This window comes from Pedobacter steynii, assembly GCF_001721645.1.
GTDB lineage: Bacteria > Bacteroidota > Bacteroidia > Sphingobacteriales > Sphingobacteriaceae > Pedobacter > Pedobacter steynii_A.
Window position 1 is genome coordinate 1,200,418 of sequence record NZ_CP017141.1, and the last position, 12,292, is coordinate 1,212,709.

Genomic DNA, 12,292 nt, shown 5'->3' on the forward strand with positions numbered 1-12,292 from the left:
CTAATAGATAATAGTCGGTTTAATGAAAACAACAGTTACCACTTTGCTATTTGACTTACTTTTACTACTAAACAGCCATTTCAGAATAGGGATTCTAGATAGGAATGGAACCCCCTCACCACTTTCACTACTTTCTGTGCGTTCAAGTCCACCCAAAACTACCATTTCTTCATTTTTCATTCTAATGATCGATTCAAATTTACTAGTAGACGTAGGGGGAGGGGCATTTAATGGAGGGTTGCCAATAAAATCAGAAATATTTACCGTAATGTTTAAGGTAACCTGATCATCACCCGAGACAATTGGCTTTATTTTAATATCCAAATTGGCATCAACAGCAGTAAATTGTTCTGTAATCACGGTCTGACTGGTCAGCGAGGGAATAACATTCTGAGTTTTAGTGCTATAATATTTTTTACTTCCTATGCTAAGAGTAGCTGTATGCCCATTTAAGGTAGATAATTTAGGAACAGAGCGAATATCAACGTTACTATTGTTCTCCAATGCACTCAATTTAACATAAAAATTAGGGGTTACCCTTCCCAGATTAATAGAATTATTTCTTCCCAGCCTGGATAAAAAGCTATTGATAGAATTTGCACCAAAAGTATAATTTAATCCAGGGAATACAGTTCCTCCGGTTTTTATGGTATCCGAAACTCCGGCCGAAATCCCGGTTGAAATGCTTTTACCCTTACGGACGTCAATGAGTGTTACTTCAATTAAGATCATAGGCACCAACTTGTCCAGCTTTTTAATATAGGCCTCAATCTCCGCGATCTGAGGTGAAGACCCTGTTAAAAGAATGGTATTTTGCTCTCTGAACTCTTTAATTTCTACGCCTCTTCTCCACTCTGTAGGAATCATATTCTGTATCGTATCAATAGATCGGTTTTGCAGATGTACTAGTCTATGCGCTCGCAATCCCTCATTTTTGCGATCACCGATCAAATAAATCCCATTTTCTGATCTGTAGGTATAATCTGTTCCCTGAAAAACTGAAGTCAACAGATCATCAAAACCTATATCGTTCACCCTGGAAGTAATGTTTCCTCTAATTTCCGAGTACAGAAAATAATTAGAGTTATTCTCCTGAGCTGCATTTTTTACCAGGTCCAGTATGGGTACATTTACCGCGTCAATGCTGATTAGGGTTTTTCCCTGAACTACCCGGCTTTGAATCCTAAAATTAGCCGGGGCCATATTTCCATCATTATTAAACGGCTTGGGAGATCTCCTCACTGAAGTATTGCGTTCATTATTAATGTATAACTCTTCATCATCGCGCAAAGGTTCAAAAACATATACCTGATCATTCGTTTTTACCACTTTCAGGCTATTTGCAAAGGCCATCTTCTCCAGGGCCGTATCAAAGGGAGCATCGGAAAAAAAAGCAGTAACTTTCTTAGATAACAACCCACTCGGTATCACTACATTTTTATGTGATAGCATCGTAATTTTACGTGCAACAAGTCCCAATGAATCATTGTTTAACTCCAGACTCAAAGTATTATTTTCGGCATTATACCTGGCATTAATTTCCTTCAAGGGAATTACCGGCTTTTGTTCCGCAGCCTTGGTCACAGACATGATAGACCCTATCAGATTAATATCCAACCCATATTCTTTACTTAAAAAAATCAGCACATTCAGCGCTGTTTCGTTTGTAAAGTTGTTATAAATCTTAAAGTTCAGCTGAGGATCAATATTAATATTCAAATTATTTGCCTGCGCAAGCGCACGAAGAAATTCCTGCACAGAAACATTCGAAACATTCATCTGGACTTTCTGGTTTAGCCCCGGAACAGTGATAGCAAGACTTCTCAATCGTTCTTCTACTTGTTTGTGGCGGTCGGAACCTGGTTCTACTTGGGCATTTACGCTATTTGTGCACATCAAAACAAGCACAAAACAGAAAACGGCACACATCAATCGGTTTGTGTAAATTTTGAGGGTCTTCATCAATTTATAAATAGTAGAGGGTATATTTCTTCAATAGTGGTGTAACCAGAGGCAAAAAGAGCAAATGCATTTTCTCCCAATGTTTTTATTCCCCGGTCTTCAAGGAGCTCATTAATGTACATATTTCCTTTCTTAATCTCGAGGGTCAATTCCTGATCTAGGGGAATCACCTCATAGACTGCTTTTCTACCCTTGTAACCCGTATAATAACATTGCTCACATCCTTTGGCAACATAATGTACGTTAACAGGAGCAAAAGGTTTAAACTGCTTTGGATAAGAAGCCGGATCAAATGCTGCCTTCTCTTTACAGTTTTCACATAACAAGCGAACCAGACGTTGCGCTACCGATGTGTTTAAAGTGTTTGCTACAAGAAACGAGGGAATTCCCATATCCATCAAGCGGGATACCGTACCCCAGGCAGAATTGGTATGTACTGTTGAGAGCACCAGGTGACCGGTTAACGCAGCCCTGATCGCCATATTGGCGGTTTCCGGATCACGAATCTCTCCAACCATAATAACATCAGGATCCTGTCTTAGAAAAGTCCGCAGCGCAGAGGCAAATGTAAGCCCGATACTTTCTTTCAGCTGCACCTGGTTAATTCCCTGAAGCGTATATTCAATAGGATCCTCTATAGTTAAGATATTTCGGGTTTCTTTATTAAGGTATTTTAGTGTCGCATACAATGTTGTTGTCTTTCCTGATCCGGTAGGCCCACTGATTAAGATAATTCCATTGGGTCTTTTTACGCCCTGAAGATAATTTGCTAAATCAAAATCCGAAAAGCCAACATGATTTAAATCAATATTAGCCGCATTATTATTCAATAAACGCAGCACCACCTTTTCTCCATGTAAAGTAGGTAAAACAGAAACCCGGATATCGAACTGCTCCTCTCCATTTCTAAAATTAATCCGCCCATCTTGTGGTAGCCTTTTTTCGGCTATATCAAGATTTGACATAATTTTTATCTTATTGATCAGAGCTGGATATTCTGTCTTTTTTAATAGATAACGCTCAACCATCATTCCGTCAATTCGAATTCTTACCCTGCAGCGAGCTTCATAAATCTCTATATGGATATCACTACTTTTCAAATTCCTGGCCTCACTGATCAGGTCATTTAGAAAACTCTCTCCTTCTATAGCCGAGGCCATCTGCTGGATCTGGTGTTGCCCGCTTTCTTTCAGGTAATGTTTATTCAGGAGCATATTAATCGTCTCTGCAGGATGTCCTTCTAAAAAGATCCTTTTACCTAATAAAACCTCTAGCTCATCGGAAAGCTCGGCCCCCTCCTTGTCTTCATCACAAAGCAAAATCAACGTTTCGGTATTGTTTTCTTTTGGTAGGATGCGGTAATGCCAGGCTTGTTCTTTACTTAAGGCATGGATATGTGCAGGGTTGAATTCTTGATTTTTTATTGCCATATCTTTTAAACCACTAAAGTATAAATCCAATTGTCATTGTATAAAGTAATTGCCGGTATCAAAGGATGAGCTATTATGATCATAGCAAACAAAAACGCCTGTAATCCTGCCAACGGAATATGCTTACCCGCATTCTTCTTCTGAAGATAAGCAGTACATAAAGCATAGATCAAAACCAAAAATAGGCTACTGATATAAAACAAGATGTAATTACCTGGCGAAAGATATAAGGTCAATACAACCAGAAACAGAATATCACCCCAACCCAGATGGTCATTGGTAATATCTACAGCTCTTCTATGTTTTATAGAAAAATATCCCCATAGCACCAGCAACTGGATTAACAAAAACAACAACCCATACCCTGCGTCTATGACTGTATTTAAAAATCCTGTCTCCCAAAATTTCAAACTGAATAATAACAGCGCTAAAATGGGGAAGCAGATCCAATAAACAGCTTTATAACGCAGATCCTGATAAAAAATAAATACCAGGCACATCAGAATTACGACCTTAAGATAGATCATTAATCAGCAACCACTTCTTTCAGGTTCTTATCCTGATCAATTTCCCATATATTAAAGGTGCCATCTCCATCAAAATCCGTTACAGCAGTAGCTCTGGCCAGAAAAGAGTTGTTGGTTGCATTCACTATTTCGATTTTATAGTTTGCTTTCCCATCTTTCCCACCCGTGGTTAGCTTCTCCTGAATAAAGCCTAATTCTGTCAGATCATTACTATACCTGGACTTTTCATAAAAGTAAGTCTTCTCCAACGTAGCTACATGCTCCAACTGAACTTTAGCTTCTGTACTTTTGGCTTTTGTTATTAAGGGTAGTAGATTAGGCAAGGCCAGTAACACAAGAATTCCGATAATCACCAATACGACTAATATTTCTGTAAGTGTGTAGGCTTTTACTCTTCTTTTTAGTAATTGTCTATTCATAAGTTGACGATATTTCGGACGAAAATAATACATTTTTTTGCTTTATCAGGAAGGATAAAAATAACCTATTAAAAACTGTTACTCATCTGGAACATTGGCAGATACATCGCAATCAATATCAGCCCCACCACAAGACCTAAAAAGATAATGATCAATGGCTCCAACAGGCTACTAATTGTATTTGTCCGATATTCTACCTCTTCTGTATACTGTGCCGCAATTTTCTCAAAGAAATAATCCATTCTGTTCACTTCCTCCCCAACTTTGATTAACTGAATCATCTTAGGAGGATAAAATGAAAAAGCAGAAAGACTCTTGTTTAGTGATTCTCCCTGGAGAATGTCCTGCTCTACTTTCAGCAAGGAACTTTCAATAGGGTAATAATTGATCATCTGTCTAACTAGTGCTATCGAACGTAATAAAGGGGTATCAGTACTGACCAGTAAGCGCATGGTATTTGCAAATCTCGCCAAATAGATTTTTCTGATGATATCACCCGCCACAGGTATTTTTAACAGGATCCCAGATGTAGTTTTCCTAAACCACTCCGTATTTCTTTTCAAAAAATACCATATTCCCAAACCTGCAACAACAAATAACATCCATATGAAATAGCGATCAAACCATCCCGAAAAACTAATAATGGCAGCGGTAATCCAGGGTAGTTTTCCTCCAAAACGCAGAAAGACATCAGCAAACATGGGAACTACAAATTTTATCATGAAAAATACAGCTCCCATAGAGGAAAACAATACAATTGCCGGATAAGTAATTGCACTAACAATTTTCCTGCGTTGCTGTATTTTACTCTTATAATATTTAGCCAGATCGGTTAAAACATCTCCTAAACGACCTGTCTCTTCACCAATTTTAATGCTATAAAACTCATAATCACTAAATCTATCGGTTTCCTTCAGTGCTTCAGATAATGCGAGCCCCGATAAGATTCGTTGCCTGATCCCCTCAAACAGCGTTTTGTCTTTTAACTGCTCCTGATCTACAAGAATTAACTCCAATGATGTTCTTAAGTCTATACCCGACAATAACAAAGTACTAAGTTCAACATAAAAACTCTCCTTCTTTTTATCTGGCAACTGCTTACTACCAAAATTAATCTCCTTATTTAGAAAAGCAAACACATCAAGGCTCTGCTCGTTATGATCTGGTTGTTTTTTTTTCCGTGGGTATCTTGAGATATCTATTGAAGGCATGGTTATTCAAATAAGTCTTCGGCACTATATACTTTTCGGTAATAAAGCAAAGCCGGCTCAGCACTTACTTCCGTTTCAAAGCTACATTTATCTACCAGATGCCCATTCGTAGCTTCTTCATTTTCAAATAAAAAAATAAGGCGGCTGGTCTTCAACTTAAAGGTATCTATTCCCAGAGAAAACTGATCACGAAGGATATAATCATGCTTAAAACTATAATTAATCAATCCGGCTTTCATTTCAAATGTCAGCCCGTCATTAGATCTGATAATACGTTTCGCCTTAAAAAAATCTTGCTTTAAAAGCTGGTCTGCAATTGTAAAAGTAGCGACTTTATTCTGTTTTCTTGTAAAGTCCAGATACACACCACTTACAATCCGGTAAGCGGTAAAAGTAACCCCAATTGCTATAGCAGCAATGAGCATAGCAATCGTTACTTCCATCAGCGTAAAAGCTGGTATTTTTTTATGGAGCATCGCTTCTCCCTTTCTTTACAAGATGGCTTAACTTTCCAAGTTCTTTACCCCTTTCCATGGCAACAATATTAATCTGCAAAAGGTTGGGAGAATCCTGATATAGCACTACTGTTTTTTGAAAAACGATACTGTCAACCTGGATAGTTTCATCGTTCCAATTGCGTTCGTATAAAGATTCCTGGATAATAGCTGAGCCAATTGATCTGACTTGTAATTGTCTGACTGAAGGTGCAGAACCAATCACATTGGTAAATATACCCGTAGCCATCACAAATACAACCAATATGATCACCATTGCCACAATCACTTCCAAGAGCGTTGAAGCCCGTACCTTGCTTTTCTTTAATTTAGCCATTTCAAAATCTTTTGGTCGGGGACAGCCGTTTTAAATATTGGAGAACTCAGATAGTACTTACTCAGCAATTTGCGATTCAAGGTAAAATCGATCAGATAATTCTCATACAATGTATTTGGGGTTTGCATCATAAAACGTTTGGCATAAATTTTTCCATAAACCGTAACCTCTCTTTCCAGTTTAATATACCCTGTTGCAAACACTTCTCCACGCACTTCGCTATTTTTTCTCAAAGAGATTAAGGTTTGCAGATCACTTTGCTTTTTCTCGTAACTCAGCAATATACCCGCAAATGTTCCTCCTTCGCCTATATTAATCTTTGCCTGAACTTTTCCGTCTTCAGGCTTAAAAACCCCGGCAAAAGAAGGGTAATTAAACTTGCAATCCTTTCCAATAATAATAGAATCCCGGGCAAATAGCTGACAGCTGCCTGTAAAGCCAGAGTCCACCACGATGGCAGGGGCGTAAATCTGCACGTCTTCCAGCACCGCTGACGCAGCTATATTTATAATGGTATCTGAAACTAAAATAATTTTCCCCCGCAGTTTTACATCCTTGATTGTTCTTTGATCTGGTCTCAATTTATACAATTGAACTGTATTGAAAAAAGTGTTAAACAGAGAGTCAGCAGCAGGACGAGGCGGGCCTTCTGCTTTTTTCAGTCTTTTGTTGATTTCTTCCAGGAATTTAAGATTTAGTGACGGAAGGTCTCTATCGCTCTTCGTAATTTTTCCAGTAATCAGTTCCTTCCCTTCATAAGGTTGCCCATCTACATAAGCACGTTGCAAGCCTGATTTTGGCAATTTGGCATCGCCTGTAAGTGCCGTTTTCCCGCTAATAGAAAGGGGTCTGTCTTCATCAGCAAGATAAATAGCATTGGGATCAGAAAAGGCATCCCCAATAAAAAAAGTACGTTGCACAGTGTCCTTTAACTCAAAAGCTTTTACAGTTCCCAATTCATAGACACCCCAAATCTCTTTTCTAAAAATCAGACTATCTTTTTGGTTGCCATATAAATCCATAAGATGGAACTCGTCATCCGTATTAAATCCACCGGAAAGCAAAGCTTCACAACCAGATTGTAAATTCACAAGCAACCGCTCCTGCCTTACCTTTTTTTGAACTCCCAGCCGATAATAAAATGCAATAGTCAGTAAGGATGCAGAAATAACTGCAATCAATAATGAAACAATCACGACAATATATAGAGCGGAGGCTTTAACCATTTTACTTCTTCCGAAGCTATTTAAAAATACGTTTTATAAATCCAGGACGGCTTTTATGGGTAGTTAACACGCCTTTGTCGTAGTAAAGTGTTTTCGTGCTGTCGCCAACTAGTATTGTCTGTATACCATCCAACACATCGTTATTATACTTTCCAGTCTCAATTACCCTTCCGAGAGCGTCATACTTGTGATAGACTCCGTTCTTTTTACCAAAGTTCCAGGTATAATCTTCCTTTAGCTTTCCTGACTCATTCCAGCCTTTCCAGATTCCGGTTTTTAATCCTTTGTAAAACTGACCTAGTTCTTTTAAATTCTTATTGGGATAGAATGCTCTATAATCTCCATGCAGTAACTTTTTGCTATACCCGCCAAGGGTATTTCTAATCTTATTACCAGAGAACCAAAAATAATATTTATCTGTTTCTACCGGAAGACCTTTTGTTGGCTTAACATAGGCTACAATATTGCAATCATCCTGATTTACAATGATTTTATGACTTAGTATATCTTTGGAATAATGCTGTGCATGAACACCTTTAGCCAGAAAAATAAGACAAGCGAAAAAAAATAGCGTAGATACCTTTAGTTTATTCATCGTTTTATATATTTCTTCTTACCCTGCCAGGATACCAAAATAGAATCTCTTTTATTTTTAAGCACTTTCACCCCCTCCAGAAATTCTCCATCTGAAAGCATTCGCTCGTTACCATTAACAGACACAATAGAGACCAGTTTTTTCGTATCTGGATTAACTACATACCCCAGGTATTTTATGATTTCCCAGTTTATTGGCGGATCAAAAGGAGGTGGAATCACATTGACTGTTTGAGGTTCCAGATTTGCGGTTTTAACCCCTGCTTCTTCTGCACCAAGAAAAGGATCTTTATAATTCAAAGCTAGCTTAAAAGTATCTTCCTTTATTATATATTGATCATAAGAATCTCTCTTTTCCACGGCCATTTTACTTTTGACAGGGACATCTTCTTCTTGCTGGCTGGCAAACACTCTATACAAGATAATTCCCCAGACCACAATTACTGCACAGATCAATAAATAGGTTAATTTCTTGTTCTTTACAGCTTGCATACTTACTGAATGGAAAAGCTCCTTGATTCACTTATAGGGCCTACATTTCCAAGCCCATCAATTGCCTTAACTGCCCAAAACAACTTTTCTCCCAGAATTCCACCGGTAAAAGAATAAGTAGCCGTGGTTAAAGTTAACGGAAACCCCTCATATGGTGTTTCTCCGTTACTTTTGTATACAAAAAGCTGATATTTTTTAGCAGAAGCCAGAGCTTCCCATTTTAAGCTAACAGGTCTTGTTACCAAAGCATTATTTGCAGGAGAACTAAGGGTAACTTTTGTCGGACCAGATTTATCAAATGTAATCTTCTGAATTCCAGACCATTTTGAGGTTTCTGTATCATTTTTGGCCTGTACCCGCCATTCGTAAGTTTTATTTCGACTAAACACAACCGTTAATTCCTGATTAGTCAATGTTTTATCCAGAAAAAGTTGGGTTTCGTCTGCAAAGCTATTGGTATCTATCTGTAATCTATATTTATCTGCTCCAAACAATTTCAGCCATTTAAAAATATTTACAGGCTCGTTGGTCATTGTGTTATTGGCTGGAGATAATAACTGCACCTGTTGTTGATTGATAGAAGAAGGAAAAATGGAAAAATAAGCTTTCACATAAGCCGTCTTACTGCTTCCATTTTCAGCCCTGACACGCCATTCGTAATTACCCGGTTCAAGCGTATAGCTGAACTTATTCTTTTGAACAAGCGTATCCATAATTAACCTTGCTGTTTGATCAAAATTTGGACTTACGATCTGAAGCCTGTATTTTAAAGCATCTTCGACCTCTTCCCACCAAAAAGTCTGGTTGTATAAAGTACTTTCTGTCCCATTAGCAGGGGCAAGCAAAACAACATTCTTTTTATTTATGGGAGGTTCTATAAACTCTTTACATCCGAAACTGAACATCAATAATAGCAGTGCTATTTTCGAGAAGTTATTTAGATTTAACATATTGGCTATAAATATAACAAAGAAACCTGAACATTATTCAGTCAAAGCCAAACACGATAAATTCAACTATCTACCAACCATAACTGTCCCTAAATACTGGCTATCCGACTGTCTAGATCTGTCTTTAGCTAAAACTGCAATATAAACCGCTACTTCTTTACCAAGCAAATCTTCTGGAAGCGCTAACATAGTGGTACCAGTATTTCTAAAACTACCATATATGAAAGAACAAGCTATATTACTTTTCAAATCAATAGCCAGTAACATTACCTGGTCTTGAGGAGAAGCATCCTGAACAGAATCGATACTCCAATGGAATTTCAAAACTTTGGCACTTTCCAATTCTACCCTTATTTCTTTTAAACCAGGAAGTGTACCACCACTAATCCTAAATGCTGCCGGATCAATATAAAACGCTTCTTCTGTAGCTTTAACTGCAAACATTTTGTTATAAGAAACAGCACCTCGCATGCCTCCTGTTTTAGTCCAGTAGTTATTAAACCCTACTGCGATCAGTTCTTTACAGGTGTTTAAAGCATCCTGAATCAACTTAAACTTTGCCCTGTTCTTAATCTCTCCAATTGTGGCTGGAGCGGTTCGCACAGGTAATGTTCTCATCCGATCTACACCATACGTATTGTAACCGACAACATTCCCAATTTTACCGCTAAAACCTCCTAAAATTCCATTTTTATTTCGCGCCATAATACAATTATTTAATTAAAAGATATACAAACATACTAAAAAGCAGATACCAGTTAACCTCCTCACTTTTTGATCATCCAAACCATACTCATTGCTTACCCGACTTTAATACGCTATTGACCGAGTGTGCACCGAGTATAGACCGAGCTTAGATCGAGGATAGTGCGTGTTCAGATCGACGCACTCCTAAAGCAGGTTAAAATCAGCTTCAAATGATGTAGATCCCAGAAATAATCTATTTTGGAAGCATCAGAAAGCATAGGAAATAATTATAGAAAAATCTCATAGCCCACTCGTCATAGGTGCTGATTGAGTCCAAAAAACGACCGCTAATATTTAATCTAATCGCTACCGGACACAACTCATTAATTATAGGCGGACACCCCTCAAGACCATTAAACGACCAGCAAAAATTGCAATAACTTTTAACAATAGATTATTTTAGTGTTCAAATAAATAAATTATTTTAAATATTTTAACAAAAAACACATGAATAGATTATGGTATGAAAATTTCAGATTAGAAGTCGGTAAAATTGCTTTCTCCCGACAAATTGAGCAGCTTATCATAGCTGAAATCAACAAAGGAGTGAGGCCTCAAAAACTAAGAATGCCCTCTATTCGGGAACTCTCTCAGACATTGATGGATGTTAATCAAATGAAAAACCTATTTCACGCGGTAGAAGAAGCCTATAAAAATCTTTGCAAAGCAGGTATTTTATATACCAAAAGAAGTATTGGAACTTTTATTAACCCTGATGCTTTCCATGATGAATACCATGAAACACCGCCAAAGCAAATTGCCGGGTTCAGTTTCGATAAAGAGGAGTTATCGGAAAACGAGTTTATCACGATTGGCCCTCACTACGCCAACGGTGGAGCATTCACCTTACCAAAGCCATCGCTTTTATATGAAGAGCTTTATCAACTCTCTGCTGTTCGATTGGACCTATCTAACTCCACCCCATATCAATATCTTCTGCCTGTTGTACACAGGGAAGTGAGAAACAGGTGTTTTGATGTACATTCTTCTCATTTAGCTATTATTCCTGGCGTTGGAATGGCATTAAAAATTGTCTTACTCTCCTTATTGAAAAGAGAAGAAAAGGTGATTATTTCCGCTAAATGTAATGCCAGAGTTAAAGAGCTGATCAGAATGACTGGCGCTGAGATTATAGAGATCGAATCGGACCAGCAAGGAATTAGGATGACTGAAATTGAGGCCCATTGTATAGCAAGCCCTATAAAACTGGTATATGTTGAACCCGCAGCACAATACCCTGATACGGTGCATTTAACCGCCAACAGAAGAGACCGCCTGCTTCAACTATCAGAGCTCTATAAGTTTGCAATCATAGAACACAATGAAGAATATGGATGTTATTACAGCTCTCCTACCAGATCTCTATTTGATAAAGACAAAAAGGCCAGGGTCATTTACATCAGTTCCTTAAGCAGGCATATACCCTGGCTTCATAGTATTGGATTTGTGCTTGCTCCCAAAAACTTTATTGATCAACTGTATGTGAAATCGAGATACTTATATGAGAATTGGGACATCTACTTTGAAAGAGCTTTGGTCAGGTTATTAGAAAAAGGGCTCTTTCATAACATTAGCCGTAAATTAAACTCCAGTCTTGCCACCATCCGTAAAAAGACAGACAAACTCTTTTACAGTATGCAACTGAACAAATTTGCAGTCCTGTCTAATACCCGAGCGGGGATATTCATCTTCATCCATTTTATGATGGATATCAGTACACTGATACCAAAACTGATAGATTCCGGATTTTATGACCCTCCTGATAGATATTCAATTCCACAGCGTGAAATCAGAGGTTTGAGAATCAGTTTATATTTCGGCAGCTTAACCAGATTCAACAATCTTTTTAAAGTCCTGAAAACTCATTTCATGAATCCCTAATCCGATCATTCCAAAAATTTAC

13 protein-coding genes are annotated in these 12,292 nt (G+C 37.9%); 1 reads left to right on the forward strand and 12 read right to left on the reverse strand.

All coding sequences use genetic code 11. From position 1 onward, the window contains the following. From BFS30_RS04755 to BFS30_RS04810, 12 genes are all read right to left on the reverse strand, one after another. Positions 1 to 1,896, reverse strand: coding sequence for a type II secretion system protein GspD (locus tag BFS30_RS04755; protein WP_069378219.1), 1,896 nt, complete (start codon positions 1,894 to 1,896; stop codon positions 1 to 3). A gap of 65 nt (positions 1,897 to 1,961) precedes the next feature. Beyond that, positions 1,962 to 3,392: a GspE/PulE family protein gene (locus BFS30_RS04760; RefSeq protein ID WP_069382300.1), complete on the reverse strand. Its 1,431-nt coding sequence runs from the start codon at positions 3,390 to 3,392 to the stop codon at positions 1,962 to 1,964. Between the two features lie 5 nt (positions 3,393 to 3,397). Next, positions 3,398 to 3,919: a hypothetical protein gene (locus BFS30_RS04765; protein ID WP_069378220.1), complete on the reverse strand. Its 522-nt coding sequence runs from the start codon at positions 3,917 to 3,919 to the stop codon at positions 3,398 to 3,400. Further along, positions 3,919 to 4,338 carry a type IV pilin protein gene (locus BFS30_RS04770; protein ID WP_069378221.1) on the reverse strand — a complete coding sequence of 140 codons (420 nt, stop codon included), beginning with the start codon at positions 4,336 to 4,338 and terminating at the stop codon, positions 3,919 to 3,921. Before BFS30_RS04770 ends, BFS30_RS04765 begins: the two co-directional genes overlap by 1 nt. A gap of 68 nt (positions 4,339 to 4,406) precedes the next feature. Then, positions 4,407 to 5,549, reverse strand: coding sequence for a type II secretion system F family protein (locus BFS30_RS04775; protein ID WP_069378222.1), 1,143 nt, complete (start codon positions 5,547 to 5,549; stop codon positions 4,407 to 4,409). A 2-nt stretch (positions 5,550 to 5,551) separates the two neighbouring features. Further along, a complete protein-coding gene (locus tag BFS30_RS04780) occupies positions 5,552 to 6,025 on the reverse strand; it encodes a hypothetical protein (protein WP_069378223.1) in 474 nt (157 codons plus the stop codon). Beyond that, positions 6,015 to 6,380 carry a PulJ/GspJ family protein gene (locus BFS30_RS04785; RefSeq protein WP_069378224.1) on the reverse strand — a complete coding sequence of 122 codons (366 nt, stop codon included), beginning with the start codon at positions 6,378 to 6,380 and terminating at the stop codon, positions 6,015 to 6,017. Before BFS30_RS04785 ends, BFS30_RS04780 begins: the two co-directional genes overlap by 11 nt. Then, entirely contained in the window at positions 6,368 to 7,606 is a 1,239-nt protein-coding gene (locus tag BFS30_RS04790; protein ID WP_069378225.1) for a hypothetical protein, read from the reverse strand. Before BFS30_RS04790 ends, BFS30_RS04785 begins: the two co-directional genes overlap by 13 nt. A 16-nt stretch (positions 7,607 to 7,622) precedes the next feature. Then, positions 7,623 to 8,201, reverse strand: a complete 579-nt coding sequence (locus BFS30_RS04795) for a toxin-antitoxin system YwqK family antitoxin (protein WP_069378226.1) — start codon at positions 8,199 to 8,201, stop codon at positions 7,623 to 7,625. Beyond that, positions 8,198 to 8,692: a hypothetical protein gene (locus BFS30_RS04800; protein ID WP_069378227.1), complete on the reverse strand. Its 495-nt coding sequence runs from the start codon at positions 8,690 to 8,692 to the stop codon at positions 8,198 to 8,200. The genes BFS30_RS04795 and BFS30_RS04800 overlap by 4 nt, the downstream gene beginning before the upstream one ends. 2 nt (positions 8,693 to 8,694) lie before the next feature. Beyond that, a complete protein-coding gene (locus tag BFS30_RS04805; protein WP_069378228.1) occupies positions 8,695 to 9,642 on the reverse strand; it encodes a hypothetical protein in 948 nt (315 codons plus the stop codon). Between the two features lie 66 nt (positions 9,643 to 9,708). After that, entirely contained in the window at positions 9,709 to 10,347 is a 639-nt protein-coding gene (locus BFS30_RS04810) for a DUF6266 family protein (protein WP_069378229.1), read from the reverse strand. A gap of 489 nt (positions 10,348 to 10,836) precedes the next feature. On the opposite strand from BFS30_RS04810, the gene BFS30_RS04815 reads away from it, so the two are divergent. Next, positions 10,837 to 12,270 (forward strand): hypothetical protein, encoded by a 1,434-nt coding sequence (locus BFS30_RS04815; protein WP_069378230.1) that lies wholly within the window; start codon positions 10,837 to 10,839, stop codon positions 12,268 to 12,270. The last annotated feature ends 22 nt before the right edge of the window (positions 12,271 to 12,292 follow it).